We start from the raw sequence: 19,355 nt of genomic DNA, 5'->3' as shown, positions 1-19,355 counted from the left end.
CATTACAATTCGCGTCATCGTGCATCGGCTTTCCGGCACCAGGCATCGCCTTCTGTAGAGCCGAGCCCATGCTCGGCTGCTTTTGGCTGGAGCCGAGCATGGGCTCGGCTCTACAGCAGGGAGCCGCCCCAAAAACGAACGGCCACCCAAAGGTGGCCGTCCGTGTGCGTCGAAAGGAAACGGCGGGCTTACAGCGCCTGCAGTTCCTCGTTGGCGTTGCGCTTTTCCTTGACCGGAGCCGGAATTGCGGCCGGTGCAGGTGCTGCCGCGTTGGCATCCACCGGCACTTCCAGGTAGGGAAGGTGCAGGGTCTGGCTGGTCAGCGTGCGGATCTCGTTGACCAGCGCGGCACTGTCGTTGAGCTTGCGCCCGTACGACGGCACGATCTCGCGCAGGCGGGTTTCCCAGCCGGCCTTCATCTGGTCCGGGAAGGCCTTGGCCATCAGGTCCAGCATGATCGGCGGCGAGGTCGACGCACCCGGCGAGGCGCCGAGCAGGGCCGCGAGGGTGTGGTCCTTGTCGGTCACGATCTCGGTACCGAACTGCAGCACCGGGCCCTTCAGCGGATCACGCTTGATGATCTGCACGCGCTGGCCGGCGGTGACCAGCTTCCAGTCACCCGGCTTGGCGTTGGGGAAGTACTTGACCAGCTCGGCCTGGCGGTCGGCATCGTTCAGGCGTGCCTGGCCCATCAGGTACTGCACCAGGTCCAGGTTGTCCTTGCCCACTTCCAGCATCGGGCCGACGTTGTTGTGGGTGACCGAGGAATACAGGTCCCACCACGAGCCGTGCTTGAGGAACTTGGTGCTGTACAGCGCGAACGGCCCGAACAGCACCACCGGCTTGCCGTCCAGCTTGCGCGCATCCAGGTGCGGCACCGACATCGGCGGCGAACCGGTCTCGGCCATGCCGTAGGCCTTCACGCCATGGCGCGAGGTCACGTCCTGGCCCTGGAAGGCGAGGAACTGGCCACCGACCGGGAAACCGGCGTAGTCCTTCGATTCCGGAATGCCCGACATCTGCAGCAGCTTGAGCGCGGCGCCACCGGCACCGATGAACACGAAGCGGGCGTGGGTGGTGGATTCGGTGCCGGCCTTGAGGTCTTTCACCGTCACGTTCCAGCTCTTGTCGGCGTTCTGCCGCAGCGCGCTCACTTCGTGGTTGAGGTGCAGGCTGAAGTTCGGGCTGCGCTGCAGGCCGGTGGTCAGCTGGCGGGTGATCACGCCGAAGTTGACGTCGGTGCCCAGCGGCATCCAGGTCGCGGCAACCTTCTGCTTCGGGTCACGGCCTTCCATCAGCAGCGGTGCCCATTGCTTGATCTGGGCCGGATCCTCGGAGTACTGCATGCCGTAGAACAGCGGGTTCTTCACCAGGGCCTGCTGGCGCTTGTGCAGGTAGGCGATGTTGTCATCGCCCCAGACGAAGCTCATGTGCGGGGTCGGGTTGATGAAGTCGCTGGGCTGGCTCAGCCGGCCTTGCTTGACCTGGTGCGACCAGAACTGGCGCGAGACCTCGAACGATTCGGCGATGCCGACCGCGCGCTTGGTCTCGATGCTGCCGTCGGGCAGTTCCGGGGTGTAGTTCAGTTCGGCGAAGGCCGAGTGGCCGGTGCCGGCGTTGTTCCAGCCGTCGGAGCTTTCACCGGCGACGCCGTCGAGGCGTTCGTAGACCTGGATGTTCCAGTCCGGCTGCAGTTCCTGCAGGTAGGTGGCCAGGGTGATGCTCATGATGCCGGCGCCGACCAGCACAACGTCGACGGGCTTGTCGTTGCTGGCGGCGGGCACCGAGCGCTGGGTCAGCGGCCAGTACAGGAACAGCGCGGCGGCCAGCAACAGCAGCACGAGCAGGGCGAGCAGGGCCTTGCCAAATTTCTTCATGGGGGCGGGATCGTTGGCGGAGGGGAGGAGGTCAGGATGCGCATGAAGCAGGGAAAGGGCGTGAAGAAACAACGCCTTGCAGCATCCAGGTGCGATTCTAACCGGATCCGGTCCTTTTTTGATGCAACGCAGCATCCGGCCTTTCGCGGCCCCGTCACCCATAGCGCCAGGTCATGCCTGGCGACGCCTTCAATCAGACCAGCTCCAGAATCTCGTCTCCGGCGTCGTCGATCTCGCCGGTCGGGCGCCAGCCCAGGCGGCGGTAGAAGCCGTGCGAGCGCGATCGCGGGTCGGCCGAGCAGGCCAGGAACAGCCGCCGGTGGCCGGCATCGCGGGTCAGGCTCACCACGTCCTGCAGCAGTTGGCGGCCGATGCCGCGGCCTTCGTAGTCCGGCAGCAGGGCCAGCACCAGCACCTCGCCGCTGTCGCGGTCGGCGAAGCAGTAACCGGCCATGCGCTCGCCCTCCCAGGCGACGCGGCCGATCGAATCGCCTTGGGCGATGCCGGCGGCCCAGCTGTCCTCGGTGATGCCCAGTTCCGCCAGTTGGGCGGCACTGAAGGCGTTCTCGCGGGTGCGCCCGCGCAGGTCGATGCAGGCGGCGGCATCTTCGGGGCGCGCATCGCGGACGAATACAGGCATGCAGGGCATCCTTGCAGTGATCGGCCGACCAGTATCCGCATCACGCATGGACCCGGTGTGGAGGTTGCGTGGAGATTGGATGGAGCAAAAAGGGGACGGAGGGGATTAAGTCGTCTTTGCCCGATATGTCGTTTGGGTCTTGAACGACTTAATCCCCTCCGTCCCCTTTTCAGCGCTTGCGCCGGATCAGCGCGGAGGAGGCATCCAGCACCGCGCGGGTCAGCAGGGCCATGGTCTGCACGTCGCCCTTCCAATGCTGCCAGTACAGCGGCACGTCTTCCCACGCGCGCTGGCGCACGTAGACCAGTCGCCCGGCGTCCAGATGCCGCTTGACCAAGGGCAGGGGGTTCATGGTCCAGCCCATGCCGCCCAGGTTGGCCTGCACGAAGGCGCGGGTGGACGGAATCCACCAGGTCGGCGCGGTGCTGGGCAGGTCGTCGCCCGCCATGCGCCGGGCGAAGCGCGACTGCATTTCGTCCTTGCGGTTGAATACCAGCACCGGGGCCTGCGCTAGCGCCTGCGCGGTTACGCCCTTGGCGAAATGGCGCTCGCGGAACTCGGGGGTACAGGTCGCCGCGTAGCGGATGCTGCCCAGCGCGTGGATCTGGCAGCCCTGCACCGGCTCATCCAGGGTGGTCACCGCGCCCAGCACCGTGCCCTGGCGCAGCAGTTCGACGGTGTGGTCCTGGTCTTCCACGCGCAGGTCCAGCGTGGTGCCGGTGCTCTGCGCGAACTGCGAGGCGGCCTGCGGGAACCAGGTCTCCAGGCTGTCGTGGTTCACCGCCACCGGGATGCTTGCCTGGGGCAGGTCCTCGTCGGCCAGGCCCATACGGTGCAGGGCATCGTGTTCGAGCAGGGCGGTCTGCTCGGCCAGCTGCACCAGCACCTGGCCCTCGGCGGTGGCGGTGGCCGGAGTGCCGCGCTTGACCAGCAGGCGGCCGACCCGGTCCTCCAGCGCCTTGACCCGCTGCGAGATGGCCGAGGGCGTGACATTCAACGACTGTGCGGCGCGGTCGAAGCTGCCTTCGCGGATCACCGCGGCCAGGGCGCGCAGCTGGGCATGGTCGATACGCATCGAATTAAGTTCCGCTAATGTTGGTTTAGGAAGTTTAGCTCGTCTTTTTCATGTTGCGGCGCGACAATGGCGCCCGTTCCGGTGCTGTCCGCCTTCGCGAGGCACCGTCCCCCCAAGCAAGTAAAGGCAGTGAATCCCATGTTCTCGGTCATCTCCGCCAGCACCGGCCTCGGTGCCTGGTTCTCTGGTGCAGCTACCGGCATCGGCCTGTTCGCCGTGGTCGGGGCCCAGAGCGCCTTCATTCTGCGCCAGGGCATCCTGCGCAAGCACATCGTGCCGGTGGTTGCCACCTGTGCGGCCATCGATGCGATCTTCATCTTCGCCAGCGTGGCCGGCCTGCGCACGCTCACCTCGGCACTGCCGTGGCTGACCACCGCCGTGCTGTGGACGGGTGTCGCGTTCCTGGCCTGGTACGCAATGAAGTCGGCACGCCGTGCGATCGCCGGTGGCGGTGGCATGGGCGAGGCCGACAGTGACGACGGCAGCCGCCGCGCGGTGCTGATGGCCGCGGTCGGCTTCTCGCTGATCAACCCGCACTTCTGGCTGGACATGATGGTGATCGGTTCGATCGCCGAGAACTTCGGCAACGCCCGCATGGCCTTCGCCGCTGGCGTGGTCACCGCCAGCTGCCTGTGGTTGACCGCGCAGGGCCTGGGTGCACGCCTGCTGGCGCCGCTGTTCACCAAGCCCAGTACCTGGCGCGTGCTTGACGGCACCATTGCCGTGATCCTCAGCATCCTGGCCCTCACGTTGGCGGTGCGCGGGGTCCACTGACCCGGCGCACGCCCCCCGAACCCACGTCCTGACTCTCTCTCCAAGGTAGTGGTAACGACGGCACCGGCAACGGTGCCGTCGTTTTTTCTGCCGATGTGGCGCGGCAATCGGTCACGTGCCTAGAATCGTGCATCCGGACAGGGTGTCCGGTTTTCCATGGGGGAAGGATGCGCAGGATTGTGCTGGCTGTACTGTTGGGAGCGGTTGTGGGTGGGGCATCGGCCGCAGCGCTGGACCTGGATCGCTATCTGCGGCAGGAGTCGTTTACCGACATCAAGATTTCGCCGGGGGGCGAGTACATCGCCGCGACGGTTCCGCTGGAGGCGGGAACCGCCTTGGCGATCTATCGCATTGCCGACATGAAGATGGTCGGCAGCTTCCGCCCGCCCCGCAACGATCACGCCCACACCTTCGACTGGGTCAGCAACGAGCGGCTGCTGGTGGGCATGGCACAGAAGTTCGGCGTGCTGGACCGGCCGACGCCGACCGGCGAACTGTTCGGTATCAATGCCAACGGCAAGGGCGGCGAGCTGCTGGTGGGTTACCGGGTTGCCGACCAGAGCCTGGGCACCAACATCAAGGTCAAGCCGGCAGGCCTGGTGGCCGCGTACCTCAGCGACGAACTCAAGGATGACGATCGCAACGCACTGGTGACGGTGATCCCGCTGGTCGGCAGTTCGCATGCCCAGGTCGAGCGCATGGATGTGATCACCGGTCGCCGCAACGCGGTGGCACGGGCTCCCATCCCCGATGCGGACTTCACGATCGATGAGCAGGGTGAGGTGCGTTTCGCGCGCGCTGTCGTTACCGATGGCACGCAGAAGCTCTACTACCGCACAGGCAGCAACAGCGACTGGATCCTGCTCAACGATGAATCCCTGAGCAAGCGCATCGAGCTGCCCCTCGGCTTCTCGGCCGACGGTCGCCTGGCGTACCTGCAGGTCGAGCAGGCAGACGGACCCGATGCCATTGTCAGCTGGGACCCCCAGAGCAATGAACGACGCACCGTGCTGCGCGATGAGAGCGCCGACCCGGCGCGCATCATCCGGCGCCCCGGCAGCCGCGTGCCGGTCGGGGCACTGTTCCTTGGCAGTGCGCCGCGAACGGCATTCTTCGATGACGCCTCGAACGAAGCCCGCCTTTACCGCAGCCTCGAAGCGGGCCTGGGCGGAGCGGCCTACATCACCTCCAGCACGCGCGATGGCAGGACGGTGCTGGTGGAAACCTGGTCAGGCAGCAATCCGGGCGATTTCTATCTCTATGACACGGTTGGCAAGAGTGCACGGCACCTGATCAGCCGCAGCGACTGGATCGACCCCGCGCTGGCGGCGGAGGTGCGTCCGATCAGCCTGAAGGCGCGCGATGGGCGTCCGCTGCATGGCTTCCTTACCGTCCCGCACGGCCGCGAGGCCCGTGCGCTGCCGATGGTGGTGGTGCCGCACGGAGGTCCGATCGGTGTTGCCGACGACGGCGCCTATGACGCCGAGGCGCAGATGCTGGCGGCGGCAGGTTACGCGGTATTGCAGGTGAATTTCCGCGGCTCTTCCGGTTATGGCCGGGCCCACATGCAGGCCGCGCGCAAGCAATGGGGACTGTCGATGCAGGATGACGTCACCGATGCCACGCGCTGGGCGATCGAACAGGGCGTGGCCGACAAGAACCGCATCTGCATCTACGGGGCAAGTTACGGTGCCTATGCGGCCATGATGGGGGCGGTGCGCGAGCCGGGCCTCTACCAGTGCGCGGCAGGCTACGTCGGCATCTACGACCTGCCGTTGATGTACGCCCGTGGAGACATCCAGAGTGATGAGTCAGGCCTGGCCTATCTGCGCAACTGGCTGGGATCGCCCAAGGATCTGGCAGAGCGTTCCCCGGTGAATCTGGCCGCGCAGGTGCGGGTGCCGGTATTCCTGGCCGCGGGAGGGCAGGACCAGCGTGCGCCGATCGTGCACAGTGAACGCATGGAAGCTGCGTTGAAGAAGGCCGGCTCGCCGGTGGAAACCCTGTTCGTCAAGAACGAAGGGCATGGTTTCTATTCTCCTGCCAATCAACGCACGTACTACAGCAGGTTGCTGGCCTTCCTCTCGCGCAGCCTGGGGGGACAGGTGGCCGCGCAGGCCACGCCTGCGGAAAAGAGCAGCGCGCCCTGAACAATCCGGGGGCGGCGGATGATCGATCCGCCGCCCCGGATTTCGCCTGCAGCGGGCTTACTTGACCCCGTGCATCATCTTCTTCAGCAGCGGCGCGGCAATGAAGGCGGCCAGCGCACAGCCCAGGCCGATCCACATCAGCAGCCAGAACAGGTGCGCATAGGCGCCGGCGGCGGCCACCATGTCCAGCGATTCGCCTTCCGGCACCTCGATCGCGGCCAGCTTGCCGAACAGCGCGGCCAGCGTCTCCGAGAATGCGGTGGCCAGGAACCAGGTGCCCATCATCAGGCTCATCACCCGCGGCACGGCCAACTGGGTGACCGCCGACAGGCCGACCGGCGACAGGCACATCTCGCCACTGGCCAGCAGGAAGTAGGCCAGCACCAGCCACCACACACTGGCCATCTCGCCGGTAGCGCCGACCTGCTGTGCGGCCAGTGCCAGCGGCACGAACGACAGCGCGCCGACCACCAGACCCCAGGCCGATTTGACCGGCTTGCCCGGTTCCCAGCCGCGGCGGTCCATCCACGTCCACAGTGCGGCGAAGGCCGGTGCCAGCAGCACCAGGAACAGGCCACCCAGGTAGGTCAGCGAGCCTGCGGTCTGCGGGATCACCAGGCAGTCGCGCACCAGCAGCACCAGCATCAGCACGACGATGGCGGCGAAGAACGTGCGCGGCGCAGCCGAACCCGGGCGCCGTTCGGACAGGCGCGCGCTGACCACGAAGCCCAGCGGTGCCAGCAGCAGCGAGATGATCGACCACGGCAGCGGCGTACCGCCGGTGATCACCAGCGAGGGCACGATGTCCTTGGTCAGCAGGCGGTCGGTGAAGGTCACCCACGAGCCGTAGGACTGCTCGTACATCGTGAAGAACACCAGCGCCATGAAGATCAGCACCATCAGCGCGATCATCTGCTGGCGCTGCACCGGCGTGCACCTGCTGCCGGTGAACCAGGCGAACCAGACCAGCACGCCGCCCAGCACCACCAGCATCAGCATCAGCGCCAGGCTGATTTCACCGCCCAGCGCGAATGCGCCATTGCCGGCGGCCCACATCAGCCACGCCACCGGCAGCACACCGAGCACCGCGCACAGATAGATGAGCCATTCGCGCGGCAGGCCCAGCACCTTCTGCTTCAGTGCCGCCGGTTGCGGCGGTTCGGCATGGCCCTGCAGGTACTTCTGGCCCCACAGGAACATCGCCAGGCCGGCCAGCATGCCGATACCGGCTGCTCCGAAACCGTACTTCCAGCCATAGGCCTCGCCGAGGAAGCCGCACACCAGCGAGGAGAACAGCGCGCCGAGGTTGATGCCGGCGTAGAACAGCGAGAAGCCCGAATCGCGGCGCGGATCGTCCTTGGCGTACAGCTTGCCGACGATGGTGGAGATGTTCGGCTTGAGGAAGCCGACGCCCATGATGATCAGTGCCAGCGACAGGTAGGTCACCGCCAGTGCCGAGGTGTCGCGCACCACTTCGCCGTTCACCCGGTACGCGGCGTGGCCTTCGAAGGCCATGCCAAGGTGGCCGAGCACCAGCAGGATACCGCCGAACAGCACCGCCCGGCGCATGCCCAGCCAGCGGTCGGCCAGCATGCCGCCGAATACCGGGATGCAGTACACCAGGCCGCCGTAGGCACCGAGCAGGTCCAGGCCGGCCTTGTCGCCGAACAGGTGGTATTTGGTCAGGTACAGCAGCAGCAGCGCCTTCATGCCGTAGAAGGAGAAGCGCTCCCACATTTCAGTGAAGAAGCAGACGTAGACGCCCTTGGGGTGGCCCAGGAAATCGTCGGAAGCGATAGCGGTGGAATTCATCGCGGAATTATAGGCCTGTGGCCCGATCCGCTTTCAGTGGATCCACGCCATGCGTGGATTGCCGGACTGGTCTGGGCGATCACAGGTACCGCAACCACGCCAGGTCACGCCTTCGCGCCTTGAACCGCGCGAAGGCCCGCGTCGGCGGGTACAGCACCACCGCCAGCGCACAGGCCACCAGCAGCAGGCCGGCCACCGAATCCAGGGCGTACAGGTCACCGTGCGTCGGTCCCCCGATCGCCAGCGCGGCCAGGTACAGCCCCTTCAGCACATACAGGTGCAGCAGGTAGAAGAACATCGGCGCGGCGCCGATATCGGCCAGCGGGCGCAGTGCGCGCGCCAGTGGCGGCCATTCGTACAGGCGCAGCAGCAACAGCCCCACGCCCAGGGTCAACAGCAGGAACTGCAGCGACGGCGGGTACTTGGTGATGTTGAACACGCTCATCCATGTGCGCAGCGTGCTGCTTTGGTACTGCCACGGTGCATCCCCGTACTGGTTGGCGAATCGCAGCAGTGCGAACAGGGCCAGTGCGCCGATGCCTGCCCACAGCAGCCATCGCTGGCGCTGCTCTGGCGCGCGCTCGCGACCGAACCACGGCCCCATCAGGTAGCCCAGCGCAATCACCCCGATCCAGGGCAGCAGCGGATAGGACGTGCGCAGGCGCAGCGCACCGGCCTCGATCCAGTCGCGCTGATGCAGCACTTTCCACAGCACCGGCAGCGGCCCGTTGCCTTCCGTCCGCACACCATCCAACACGTTGTGCCCGGCCACCACCGCGACCGCGGCCACCAGCAGGACGGGACGGGGCAGCCACAACAGGCCGCCCAGCGCGATCATGCTCAGGCCGATGGCCCAGATCACCTGCAGGTACAGCGTGTCCGGTGGCAGCTGGAAGGTCCAGGCGAAGTTCACCAGGGTCAGTTCCAGCACGACCAGGAACAGGCCGCGCTTGAGCAGGAAGGCGGACGTGGCCCGGCGCGGATCCGCCTGGCGCTGGCCGTACAGCCAGGCCGAAAGACCGGTCAACAGGACGAACACGGGCGCACACAGGTGGGCCAGCAGACGGCAGGCGAACAGCGCAGGGGAGACCGTCGCCGCGTCCATCGGGTCGCTCACCTGGTGCTGCAGGAAGAAGGTCTCGCGCACGTGGTCCAGCAGCATCAGCAGCATCACGTTGCCGCGCAGCTGGTCGATGGAGGCCAGGCGGAGGGAAGGGGAAGAGGCCACGGGGGATGCTCGACCGGCGTGACAGGATATAACATAACATTATGCGGTGCAGCCGTTCAGGATTGGCAGGCGTCCGCGCTCCAGCCCTTCTGTGCGTCGTGGCGGACGGGGATTACCCGAGTCGATCCGTCAGGCGCAGCTTTCAGGCAGAACTTCGCCGTGTAGCCCCTGATTGGGCCATTGGTGGGAGCGTTGAGGTAGACCTCATACAAGGTTGCAGGAATCAATGGCTGTGGAGAAGTGCGCAGCGTGGCCGAGGCTGGCAGATCGCCGTAGACGATGCACTGGCCCGGCGCCAAAGGCTTTGCGGGAGTCAGGTCGTACATGAACGACCATGCCTTCACCGTGTCGTGGTGATACACGATCACCGCTTGCAGGATACGGGGCGACCGAGCCCATTCCAGTGCCCGCGGCGGCAGGCCGAAACAAGGTAGTCCTTCCCGATCCTCGACCACCGCAGTGCCGAACCCGCTGTAGGCGTTGACGTTGCCTATACCCAGCAGCAGGCACAGCATCGCGCCCACTGCAACGAGGAGGCCTCGCATCATCGTGATAAATGGTGCGTCTGCCATCCGGTCTCCTTGCTGACGCGTGTTGGTGGCAGTGCACGGTGTTGGATTCCGGGAATCGACTCAAGCAGGCGCTGAGCCGCAAACCCCATCGCCTGGCACGCATCGTCCGGTGGGCCGCGGGCGTCGGGGGATTGTGGTCAAGGCCCCCCCGCTCGGACGAACCGGTGCACTGTGCACAACTTGGTCAAACACGACACATCTGAAGGGGCAAAGGGCCTGCTGGGGCGCAGTGCCGGGCGAGGGCTTGCCAGCCGGTACCAACCGCACTGGACTTGCCGTCCCCTGAACGCTAGCGTGGCAGGGATTTTTTGCCAGCAGGGGCTTCCATGAACCACGACGCTGCGCCCAAGCAGCTCACCTTCCGCGCAGTGGCCCTGGCCATCGTGCTGGCGGTGGTGCTGTCGGCCGCAAACGCCTACCTCGGTCTGTTCGCAGGCCTGACCATCGCCACCGCCATTCCCGCCGCGGTGATTTCCATGGGCGTGCTGCGCCTGCTGGGCGGTGGCTCCATCCTCGAAAACAACATCGTGCAGACCGGCGCCTCGGCCGGTTCGTCGATCGCCGCCGGTGTGATCTTCACCATTCCGGCGCTGGTGATCATGGGCTACTGGCCGGACTTCAAGTACTGGTGGGTGCTGGGCATCGCCGGCCTGGGTGGCCTGCTGGGCGTGCTGTTCTCGGTGCCGCTGCGCCGTTCGATGATCGTCGAAGACCCGCTTCCGTTCCCGGAAGGCAAGGCTGCGGCCGAAGTGCTCAAGGCCGGTGAGAACCCGGGCCCGGGCCTGAAGATCCTCGGCCTGTCGGCGGTGATCGGTGCCTTCGTCAAGCTGGCCGCGGAAAGCGGCATGCGCCTGATTCCCGATGCCTGGGCCACTTCGGCCTACGTCGGCAGCTCCAAGGTCACCGCCTTCATCGGCACCAACCTGTCGCCGGCACTGCTGGGCGTGGGCTACATCGTCGGCCTCAACGTCGGCATCGTGGTGGTGTCCGGCTCGATCCTGACCTGGCACATCGCCATTCCGATCTACCAGGCGTTCTTCATGAACACCGATCCGGCACTGGCCGCGTCGGTCGCCACCGCTTCGTCCACCGAAGCCGCGTTTGCCATCTGGGGTGCGAAGATGCGCTACCTGGGTGTCGGCGCGATGCTGATCGGTGGTATCTGGACCCTGATCTCGCTGCGCAAGTCGCTGCTCAACGGCGTCAAGAGCGGCTTTGCCGCCGCCCGCAAGAGCGGCGGCCCGGTGCTGGCGCACACCGAGCGCGACCTGCCGATGAAGTGGATGCTGGTGGCCCTGGTGGTCTTCGTGCTGCCGCTGCTGGCCCTGTACCAGGCCATCGTCGGCCAGTGGCACGTGTCGATCCCGATGACCCTCATCATGATCGTCGCCGGCTTCCTGTTCGTGTCGGTCTCGGCCTACCTGGCCGGCCTGATCGGTTCGTCCAACAACCCGGTCTCGGGCATCACCATCTCCACCATCCTGTTCGCCTCGGCCGTGCTGGTGGTGCTGCTGGGCGCCGATGGCCTCAAGCCGGTCGGTGCCGGCGGTGCGCCGCTGGGTGCGGTGGCTGCGATCATGATCGGCGCGGTGGTGTGCTGCGCTGCGGCGGTCGGCGGTGACAACCTGCAGGACCTCAAGGCCGGCTACATCGTCGGCGCCACCCCGTGGAAGCAGCAGTTGATGCTGGGCATCGGTGCGTTCTCGTGCGCACTGATCATGGCCCCGGTGCTGAACCTGCTGGCAACCGCCTACGGCATCGGCGTGAAGTCCGAGCTGCACCCGAACGCGCTGGCTGCACCGCAGGCCAACCTGATGGCCTCGGTGGCCAAGGGCCTGTTCGGTGGCGAACTGCCGTGGACCTTCATCGGCATCGGTGCCGTGGTCGGCGCCGCCATCATCGCCTTCGACAGCTGGCTGAAGTCGCGCAACGCACGCTTCCGCGTGCCGGTGCTGGCCGCCGCCATCGGTATCTACCTGCCGCTGGAACTGATGGTGCCGATCTTCCTCGGTGGCCTGATTGCCCACCTGGTGGAGCGCTTCCACAAGGTGCGCGCCGATGACGAAGAAGGCCGCGACCGCGTGCACAAGCCGGGCGTGCTGTTCGCTGCCGGCCTGATCACCGGCGAGGCGCTGATGGGCATCGCCATCGCGATTCCGATCGTGGTCAGCAGCCGCGCAGACGTGCTGGCCGTGCCGTTCCACCTGCCGGGCGCACAGTGGATCGGCCTGGCCGTGCTGTTCCTGGTCGGCTGGCTGATCTACCGCACTGGCAAGTACGCCAAGGCGTAATGCAGGGGGTCGGATCCCTTCCCGGAGGGAAGGGCTCTGACCCCACGCTGACAGCGTCTGGGGTCAGAGCCGATTCCGCCGGAATCGGATCCGCCCCCCGTGTCCCCACAAACCGCGCTACGGCGCGGTTTGCTGTTTCTGGCGATTGCCCGCCCGCAGGCATGACCGATGGCCTTGGCAGCCCCGGCCGCACGGGCCTAACATCGGTTTTTTGCCGTCCTGCGGAGACCCCGATGAAACTGCGTCATGCCCTGCTGCCACTGAGCCTGCTGGCCGCCCTGCCCAGCGTTGCCGCTGCCCGTGGCCTGGAAGTCCGCGACATGGTGGCCATGGACCGCGTCTCCGCGCCGGTACTGACCGCTGACGGCGGCACCGTGGTGTTCGCCAAGCGCAGCGTCGACGCCAACCTGAAGGCCTCCACCGCGCTGTTCGCACGCAACCTGCGCACCCGCGATGCGGCGCCGCCGAAGCAGATCACCCCGGCTGGCTGGAGTGTCAATTCCGCTTCACTGTCGGCCGATGGCCAGACCGTGTACTTCCTCAGCGCCAAGAACGGCAGCCAGCAGCTGTACGCGCAGCCGATCAGCGGCGGTGCTCCGCGCCAGCTGACCGACTTCCCGGTGGACGTGGACAGCTACCACGTGTCGCCGCAGGACGACCGCGTGTTGTTCAGCGCCGGCGTGTTCCAGGCCTGCGCCTCGGATCTGGCGTGCACCGAGAAGAAGCTGAAGGACGTGGCCGGCGCCAAGGCCAGCGGCAAGGTCTTCGATTCGCTGTTCGTGCGCCACTGGGATACCTGGAACGACGGCCGCCGCAATACCCTGTTCGTGGCGCCGCTGCCGTCGGCCAAGGCCGGCGCGGTCAAGGGCGCTTCTGCACTGAGCGCGACCATCGATGGCGACGCGCCGTCCAAGCCGTTCGGTGGCAACGATGATTTCGCGTGGTCGCCGGATGGTGCCAGCGTGGTGGCCAGCATCCGTGTGGCCGGCAAGCAGGAGCCATGGTCGACCAACTTCGACCTGTACCGCTTCGACGCCGCAGGCAAGCAGGCACCGGTCAACCTGACCGCGTCCAACCCGGCCTGGGATGCCGGCCCGGTGTTCAGCGCCGACGGCAAAACCCTGTTCTACCGTGCGATGAAGCGCCCGGGCTTCGAAGCCGATCGCTTTGGCCTGATGGCAATGGACGTTGCCAGCGGCAAGACGCGCGAGATCGCCCCGCAGTGGGATCGTTCGGCTGGCGGCATCGCCCTGTCCGCCGACGGTGCCAGCATCTACACCACTGCCGATGACCTCGGCGAACACCCGCTGTTCCAGATCGACGTGGCCAGCGGCAAGGCCACCAAGCTGATTGGCGATGGCAGCGTTACTGCTGTCGACGTGGCCGGCAACAGCGTGGCCATCACCCGCAACAGCCTGAAGAGCAACGACCAGGTACTGGTCGGCCTGCTGCCGGCCGCGGGCGAAGCCATCGGCGAACTGCGCGCGCTGACCCCGGCTGCTGGCGACGTACTGAAGGACGTGACCTTCGGTGACTACGAACAGTTCGAGTTCAAGGGCTGGAACAACGACACCGTGCACGGCTACGTGGTCAAGCCGCACAACTACCAGGAAGGCAAGTCGTACCCGGTCGCGTTCCTGATCCACGGCGGTCCGCAGGGCAGCTTCGGCAACGGCTGGAGCTACCGCTGGAACCCGCAGACCTACGCGGGCCAGGGCTACGCGGTGGTGATGATCGATTTCCACGGTTCCACCGGCTATGGCCAGGCCTTCACCGATGCGATCAGCCAGCACTGGGGCGACCGCCCGCTGGAAGACCTGCAGAAGGGCTGGGACGCGGCGCTGAAGAAGTATTCCTTCCTCAACGGTGACAAGGCCTGTGCGCTGGGCGCGAGCTACGGTGGCTTCATGGTCAACTGGATCGCCGGCAACTGGAACAGCCCGTTCAAGTGCCTGGTCAACCATGACGGTGTGTTCGACCAGCGCATGATGGGCTACGCCACCGAAGAGCTGTGGTTCACCGAGTGGGAGCAGGGCGGTACCCCGTACCAGAAGGCCGCGAACTACGAGAAGTTCAACCCGGTCAACCACGTGGCGGACTGGAAGAAGCCGATCCTGGTCATCCACGGCCAGCAGGACTTCCGCATTCCGGTCGAGCAGGGCCTGGCTGCGTTCACCGCTGCACAGCGCCAGGGCATCGAATCGAAATTCCTGTACTTCCCGGACGAGAACCACTGGGTGTTGAAGCCGAACAACAGTATCCTGTGGCATGACACCGTCAATGCCTGGCTGAAGCAGCACATCGGCAACTGATGACTGCAGCGCCGCCCTTCGGGGCGGCGCTTTTGTTTTCGACGGTGGGTGCCGATGTTCCCGCCGGTGGGTGCCGACCGTTGGTCGGCACACCTTCGCCAACAGCAGCCGAGCATGGCTCGGCTCTACAAGAGCCCCTGCATGATCCAGAACGACATCGTCGTCTTCGGCTTGATCGCCGCCACCCTCGGCGCCGTGTTCTGGACCGCCTCGCGCGAGCAGGGCCTGTGGAAGCGCTTCTACACGTTCGTGCCAGCGCTGCTGCTGTGCTATCTGATTCCCGGCATCTACAACACCGTCGGCCTCATCGATGGCCAGAACACCAAGCTCTACAACCCGATCGCACGCGACATCCTGCTGCCGGCGGCGCTGATCCTGCTGACGCTGGCGGTGGACATCAAGGGCATCCTGCGGCTGGGCCCGAAGCTGGTGCTGATGTACCTGGGCGCGTCGGCCAGCATCATGCTCGGCGCGGTGGTGGCGTTCCTGTTGATGCGCGCGGTGCATCCGGAAACCGTGGCCGGTGACACCTGGGCCGGCATGGCCGCCCTGGCGGGCAGCTGGATCGGCGGCGGTGCCAACATGCTGGCGATGCGCGAAGTATTCGACGTCAACGCCACCACGTTCGGCCAGTTCGCGGTGGTCGACGTGGGTGTCGGCTACGTGTGGATGGCCGCGCTGATCTTCCTGGCCGGGCGTGCCGCGAAGATCGATGCACGCAGTGGCGCCGATACCTCGGCCATCGATGAACTGAAGGAGCGCATCGCGCGCTTCCAGGCCGAGCACGAGCGCATTCCCAGCCTCACCGACCTGATGCTGATCGTGGCGGTGGCCTTCGGTGGCGTGGGCCTGTCGCACGCCATCGGCGCGCCGCTGGCGGCGTGGTTCAAGGCCAACGTCAGCTGGGCTTCGCAGTTCAGCCTGGATGCGCCGTTCGTGTGGGTGGTGGTGCTGTCGACCTCGCTGGGCCTGAGCCTGAGCTTCACCCGTGCACGTACCCTGGAAGGGGCGGGCGCCTCGCGGCTGGGCTCGCTGCTGCTGTATTTCCTGATCGCCTGCATCGGCATGCAGATGGATCTGCTGGCGCTGCTGGATCGCCCGTGGCTGTTCCTGCTCGGCCTGATCTGGATTTCCGTGCACATCGTGCTGCTGTGGTGCCTGGGCAAGCTGCTGAAGGTGCCGTTCTTCTATTTCGCGATCGGTTCGCAATCGAACATCGGTGGCCCGGCCTCGGCGCCGGTAGTGGCGGCCGCGTTCCATCCGGCGCTGGCGCCGGTGGGCGTGCTGCTGGGCACGATGGGCTATGCGACCGGCACGTACCTGGCCTACATCGTCGGCATTACCCTGCGCGCGCTGGCCGGGCAGGGTTGATCCTGTAGAGCCGAGCCCATGCTCGGCTGCTTCTGGCTTTGCATTCGCGCTCGTGACAGCGAAGAGCAGCCGAGCATGGGCTCGGCTCTGCAGTAGATCCACGCCATGCGTGGATGGCGGTTACGCCGCCTGCAGCAACCCGCGTTCGATCAACCACGCCCGCGCATCCTCGGCGTCCTGTTCAAACCACGCCTTGGTGGATCCCAGCCGATACGTATACCCCCAGGCATCCATGTCGGCCATCAGCCGCGCAGTGCCAACACCCGGCAGCTGCCCGGCCAGCACGATCTGCAGGTAGCAGGTGGCATCTTCCTCGGCCACCGAGTCGGTGGCGTCGGTATGCACCTGCGCACGCCGCTCCGGCGGCAGCACGATCAGGTGGCAGGCTTCGTGCAGCATCGAATGTACGGGAGTGTCGTCGCGCACATACACGTTGCTGGCGATGATGCCGGCCTCGGGCTCGCCCCAGTAGCTGCCGGGAATCGGTTCACCGGCCGCGACGTGGTGCAGCCGCAGGCCATGCGCGGCGAGCAGGCGCTGCGCATCGGCGAAGGCGATGTCGCCCACGCAGGTGATGTCCACGGCGGTTGTCGTATCGGTCATGCGGTTCGGGCAGCCCCGCCCATGCAGGCACGGGCGGGGTAGGAGATCAGGGTTTGTCCGGGCCTTCAGGCAGCGCCACGGAGATGTCCAGCACGTCGTGCTGGCCATCCTTCACCAGGTCGACCTTCACCGCATCGACGTCGATGTTCACGTACTTCTTGATCACTTCCAGCAGCTCACGCTGCAGCAGCGGCAGGTAATCGGGGCCGCCACGGTTGCTGCGTTCCTGCGCGATGATGATCTGCAGGCGGTTCTTGGCGGTTTCGGCGGTGGTCTTCTTCGCTTTGAGGAAATCAAACAGGCCCATGCTTACCCTCCGAACAGCTTGCTGAAGAAGCCCTTCTTCTCGACGTTGGTGAAGCGCATCGGGCGTTCTTCGCCGAGGATGCGCGCGACGGCGTCGTCGTAGGCCTGGCCGGCAGCGGACTCGACATCCAGGATGACCGGCTCGCCCTTGTTGGAGGCGTTGAGCACGTCACCCGACTCGGGGATCACGCCAATCGCCTTCAGGCCGAGCACTTCCTCGACGTCGGCGATGCTGAGCATCTCGCCACTTTCCACGCGCAGCGGGGTGTAGCGGGTCAGCAGCAGGAAGGCCGGCACGTCCTGGCCGGACTCGGCCTTGTGGGTCTTCGAATCGAGCAGGCCGATGATGCGGTCCGAGTCGCGCACCGACGACACTTCCGGGTTTACCACCACCACGGCGCGGTCGGCGAAGTACATCGCCAGGAAGGCGCCCTTCTCGATGCCGGCCGGGGAATCGCAGATGATGTAATCGAAACCGTCGGCGGCCAGGTCCTTCAGGACCTTGCCCACGCCTTCCTGGGTCAGTGCGTCCTTGTCGCGGGTCTGCGAGGCGGCCAGCACGTACAGGTTCTCGAAGCGCTTGTCCTTGATCAGGGCCTGCTTGAGGGTCGCTTCGCCGTGCACGACGTTGACGAAGTCGTACACCACGCGGCGTTCGCAGCCCATGATCAGGTCGAGGTTGCGCAGGCCGACGTCGAAGTCGATCACCGCCACCTTCTTGCCGCGCCGTGCCAGGCCGCAGGCCAGGCTCGCGCTGGAAGTGGTCTTGCCGACGCCGCCCTTGCCGGAGGTGACTACGATGATTTCAGCCAAAGGACTTCTCCTGGTTCTGCATGAGTTTGGAGCTGCGTCAGTCCAGCGCAGCGATCTTGATCTGGTCCTGTTCCAGCCACACCTGCACGGCTTTGCCGCGCAGGTTGTCCGGGACATCGTCCAGTACCTTGTAGTGGCCTGCAATGGCCACCAGTTCCGCATGGAAATCACGGCAGAAAATGCGTGCCGCGGTGTTGCCCTGGGCCCCTGCCAGCGCGCGGCCGCGCAGGGTGCCGTAGATATGGATGCTGCCGTCGGCGATGACTTCGGCGCCGGCACCGACGGTGGCCATCACGGTCAGGTCGCAGTTCTCAGCGTACAGCTGCTGGCCCGAACGCACGTTGCCCAGCTGCATGCGGCCGGGTTGCGGTGCGGCGGCGTCGGCGACCTTGGCCACCGGCGTGGCCGGCGCCGGCTTCGGTTCGGCACGGGCCGCGCGACGCGGTTCAGGCGCGGACGGCGGCGGAGCCGGCTCGGCCTCGGCACGCTCGTACTGGGCGCGGAATTTGGCCAGCAGGGGCAGCCCGAGCTGCTGCGAGAGCAGGTCGACCGCGCTGGTGCCATAGGCCAACGCCACCGGCAGCACGCCGGCACTGCGCAGGCCATCGACCAGCGCCTGCGCGGTAGCCACGTCCGGCACCTGGCTCAGGCCGCCGAAGTCGAGGATCACCGCCGCGCGGCCGAACAGTTTCGGCGCACGGGTGACGCGTTCACGCATTTCCTGCACAAGGCGCTCGACATCAAGGGTGCGGATGCGCAGGTTGGCGACGCCCACCTGGCCGATCTTCAGTTCACCGGCCTGTTCGTAATCGAAATTCACCGCCACGCTCAGGTCCCCGTCGGCCGCTGTGCCTGTGCCGGCAGCTGCCGGGCACGTGTCCATGCCACATCCGGCAGCTTGCCGCCGTAGGTCTCCTGGACCCACGGGTAGCTGCACAGTTCCTTGGCCAGCATGCTGGCGCGCACATCGACCTGCGGCATGGTGTTCTGGCCCAGCTCGCGGAAGCCGAAGCTGCCGTGGAAGAGCAGGGCGGCATCGGCGCCATGGTCGAGGAAGACTTCGCAGGTCATCTGCGGGTAGCGCAGCTCGGCGAAGCTCTGCGCGTCGGCATAGAACGCACGGCCGACGCCACCCCCACGACGGCGGCTGGCGACCACGATGCGGTCGATATAGAAGAACGGGGTGTCCAGCTGCTGCTTGAACCAGGCGAAGTTGCTGCTGTCGTGCTGGCTGTCGCTGCCGAAGCCGATCAGGAAACCGGCCAGGTTGCCGTCGCGCTCGGCGACGCGGAAATACTCAGCGGTTTCGTAGAACAGGCGCAGGCGGGCCGCATCCAGGGGAAGGATGGCCAGGCCAGCGTTGTTGTTCAAAGCCAGGACGGAATCGAGCTCGTGCTCGCGCACGTCGCGGATGACAATCGACATTGTGACTCCGTGGGGTAACGCGGTTGGTCCGTCAAATTGGACCCTGCGCACGATTATTGCATGCCCGGGGTGGGCTGCGGCATGAACAGGGGCCGCAGATGCATGA

General features: G+C 66.1%; 16 protein-coding genes. 5 read left to right on the top strand and 11 right to left on the bottom strand.

Going from position 1 to position 19,355, the window contains the following annotated elements; all coding sequences use genetic code 11:
- Window positions 1-188 precede the first annotated feature (188 nt).
- From mqo to RI032_RS03370, 3 genes are all read right to left on the bottom strand, one after another.
- Window positions 189-1,877, bottom strand: a complete 1,689-nt coding sequence (gene mqo / locus RI032_RS03380) for a malate dehydrogenase (quinone) (RefSeq protein WP_322547848.1) — start codon at window positions 1,875-1,877, stop codon at window positions 189-191.
- Window positions 1,878-2,070: 193 nt separating this feature from the next.
- Window positions 2,071-2,517: a GNAT family N-acetyltransferase gene (locus tag RI032_RS03375; protein ID WP_019336987.1), complete on the bottom strand. Its 447-nt coding sequence runs from the start codon at window positions 2,515-2,517 to the stop codon at window positions 2,071-2,073.
- 169 nt (window positions 2,518-2,686) lie between these two features.
- Window positions 2,687-3,592, bottom strand: a complete 906-nt coding sequence (locus tag RI032_RS03370) for a LysR family transcriptional regulator ArgP (RefSeq protein ID WP_006424060.1) — start codon at window positions 3,590-3,592, stop codon at window positions 2,687-2,689.
- Window positions 3,593-3,730: 138 nt separating this feature from the next.
- On the opposite strand from RI032_RS03370, the gene RI032_RS03365 reads away from it, so the two are divergent.
- Both RI032_RS03365 and RI032_RS03360 read left to right on the top strand, forming a co-directional pair.
- Complete coding sequence (locus RI032_RS03365) at window positions 3,731-4,366, top strand: LysE/ArgO family amino acid transporter (RefSeq protein ID WP_005408523.1); 636 nt, start codon at window positions 3,731-3,733, stop codon at window positions 4,364-4,366.
- 167 nt (window positions 4,367-4,533) lie between these two features.
- Window positions 4,534-6,516 carry an alpha/beta hydrolase family protein gene (locus RI032_RS03360; protein ID WP_019336989.1) on the top strand — a complete coding sequence of 661 codons (1,983 nt, stop codon included), beginning with the start codon at window positions 4,534-4,536 and terminating at the stop codon, window positions 6,514-6,516.
- A 57-nt stretch (window positions 6,517-6,573) separates the two neighbouring features.
- On the opposite strand, the gene RI032_RS03355 is transcribed toward RI032_RS03360, so the two are convergent.
- From RI032_RS03355 to RI032_RS03345, 3 genes are all read right to left on the bottom strand, one after another.
- Entirely contained in the window at window positions 6,574-8,328 is a 1,755-nt protein-coding gene (locus RI032_RS03355; RefSeq protein ID WP_322547847.1) for a peptide MFS transporter, read from the bottom strand.
- 79 nt (window positions 8,329-8,407) lie between these two features.
- Window positions 8,408-9,556: an acetyltransferase domain-containing protein gene (locus tag RI032_RS03350; RefSeq protein WP_322547846.1), complete on the bottom strand. Its 1,149-nt coding sequence runs from the start codon at window positions 9,554-9,556 to the stop codon at window positions 8,408-8,410.
- Between the two features lie 56 nt (window positions 9,557-9,612).
- A complete protein-coding gene (locus RI032_RS03345) occupies window positions 9,613-10,128 on the bottom strand; it encodes a hypothetical protein (RefSeq protein WP_322547845.1) in 516 nt (171 codons plus the stop codon).
- Between the two features lie 326 nt (window positions 10,129-10,454).
- Here RI032_RS03345 and RI032_RS03340 point away from each other — a divergent pair, with 326 nt between their 5' ends.
- The 3 genes from RI032_RS03340 (at window position 10,455) to RI032_RS03330 (ending at window position 16,102) form a co-directional block, all read left to right on the top strand.
- A complete protein-coding gene (locus tag RI032_RS03340; protein WP_010483387.1) occupies window positions 10,455-12,419 on the top strand; it encodes an OPT family oligopeptide transporter in 1,965 nt (654 codons plus the stop codon).
- A gap of 233 nt (window positions 12,420-12,652) precedes the next feature.
- Window positions 12,653-14,731 (top strand): alpha/beta hydrolase family protein, encoded by a 2,079-nt coding sequence (locus RI032_RS03335; protein WP_010483385.1) that lies wholly within the window; start codon window positions 12,653-12,655, stop codon window positions 14,729-14,731.
- A gap of 141 nt (window positions 14,732-14,872) precedes the next feature.
- Window positions 14,873-16,102: a DUF819 family protein gene (locus tag RI032_RS03330; protein ID WP_322547844.1), complete on the top strand. Its 1,230-nt coding sequence runs from the start codon at window positions 14,873-14,875 to the stop codon at window positions 16,100-16,102.
- 120 nt (window positions 16,103-16,222) lie between these two features.
- Here RI032_RS03330 and RI032_RS03325 read toward each other — a convergent pair whose 3' ends face one another.
- Genes RI032_RS03325 through RI032_RS03305 form a run of 5 tightly spaced genes read right to left on the bottom strand, consistent with a single transcriptional unit; the run spans window position 16,223 to window position 19,249 of the window.
- Window positions 16,223-16,705 carry a hypothetical protein gene (locus RI032_RS03325; RefSeq protein ID WP_010483381.1) on the bottom strand — a complete coding sequence of 161 codons (483 nt, stop codon included), beginning with the start codon at window positions 16,703-16,705 and terminating at the stop codon, window positions 16,223-16,225.
- 46 nt (window positions 16,706-16,751) lie between these two features.
- Complete coding sequence (gene minE, locus RI032_RS03320; protein ID WP_004148073.1) at window positions 16,752-17,012, bottom strand: cell division topological specificity factor MinE; 261 nt, start codon at window positions 17,010-17,012, stop codon at window positions 16,752-16,754.
- 2 nt (window positions 17,013-17,014) lie between these two features.
- The gene (minD, locus tag RI032_RS03315; protein WP_010483375.1) at window positions 17,015-17,824 is read right to left on the bottom strand and encodes a septum site-determining protein MinD; all 810 of its coding nucleotides are present in this window, start codon (window positions 17,822-17,824) and stop codon (window positions 17,015-17,017) included.
- 37 nt (window positions 17,825-17,861) lie between these two features.
- The gene (minC, locus tag RI032_RS03310; protein WP_049455603.1) at window positions 17,862-18,707 is read right to left on the bottom strand and encodes a septum site-determining protein MinC; all 846 of its coding nucleotides are present in this window, start codon (window positions 18,705-18,707) and stop codon (window positions 17,862-17,864) included.
- Window positions 18,653-19,249, bottom strand: coding sequence for a GNAT family N-acetyltransferase (locus tag RI032_RS03305; RefSeq protein WP_010483371.1), 597 nt, complete (start codon window positions 19,247-19,249; stop codon window positions 18,653-18,655). Before RI032_RS03305 ends, minC begins: the two co-directional genes overlap by 55 nt.
- Between the last annotated feature and the right edge of the window lie 106 nt (window positions 19,250-19,355).

It is taken from the genome of Stenotrophomonas geniculata, assembly GCF_034508895.1.
Classification (GTDB): Bacteria; Pseudomonadota; Gammaproteobacteria; order Xanthomonadales; family Xanthomonadaceae; genus Stenotrophomonas; species Stenotrophomonas geniculata.
Note: the sequence above shows the minus strand (reverse complement) of the source record. Positions and strands in the feature narration are given on the sequence as shown.

Bases quoted from the DNA above. Each gene is read 5' to 3' on its own strand.
- minE (WP_004148073.1), bottom strand. From the start codon at position 17,012: ATGGGCCTGTTTGATTTCCTCAAAGCGAAGAAGACCACCGCCGAAACC.
- RI032_RS03335 (WP_010483385.1), top strand. From the start codon at position 12,653: ATGAAACTGCGTCATGCCCTGCTGCCACTGAGCCTGCTGGCCGCCCTG.
- RI032_RS03305 (WP_010483371.1), bottom strand. From the start codon at position 19,249: ATGTCGATTGTCATCCGCGACGTGCGCGAGCACGAGCTCGATTCCGTC.
- RI032_RS03360 (WP_019336989.1), top strand. From the start codon at position 4,534: ATGCGCAGGATTGTGCTGGCTGTACTGTTGGGAGCGGTTGTGGGTGGG.
- RI032_RS03355 (WP_322547847.1), bottom strand. From the start codon at position 8,328: ATGAATTCCACCGCTATCGCTTCCGACGATTTCCTGGGCCACCCCAAG.
- RI032_RS03325 (WP_010483381.1), bottom strand. From the start codon at position 16,705: ATGACCGATACGACAACCGCCGTGGACATCACCTGCGTGGGCGACATC.
- RI032_RS03340 (WP_010483387.1), top strand. From the start codon at position 10,455: ATGAACCACGACGCTGCGCCCAAGCAGCTCACCTTCCGCGCAGTGGCC.
- mqo (WP_322547848.1), bottom strand. From the start codon at position 1,877: ATGAAGAAATTTGGCAAGGCCCTGCTCGCCCTGCTCGTGCTGCTGTTG.
- minC (WP_049455603.1), bottom strand. From the start codon at position 18,707: ATGGACACGTGCCCGGCAGCTGCCGGCACAGGCACAGCGGCCGACGGG.
- RI032_RS03365 (WP_005408523.1), top strand. From the start codon at position 3,731: ATGTTCTCGGTCATCTCCGCCAGCACCGGCCTCGGTGCCTGGTTCTCT.
- RI032_RS03330 (WP_322547844.1), top strand. From the start codon at position 14,873: ATGATCCAGAACGACATCGTCGTCTTCGGCTTGATCGCCGCCACCCTC.
- RI032_RS03375 (WP_019336987.1), bottom strand. From the start codon at position 2,517: ATGCCTGTATTCGTCCGCGATGCGCGCCCCGAAGATGCCGCCGCCTGC.
- RI032_RS03345 (WP_322547845.1), bottom strand. From the start codon at position 10,128: ATGGCAGACGCACCATTTATCACGATGATGCGAGGCCTCCTCGTTGCA.
- RI032_RS03370 (WP_006424060.1), bottom strand. From the start codon at position 3,592: ATGCGTATCGACCATGCCCAGCTGCGCGCCCTGGCCGCGGTGATCCGC.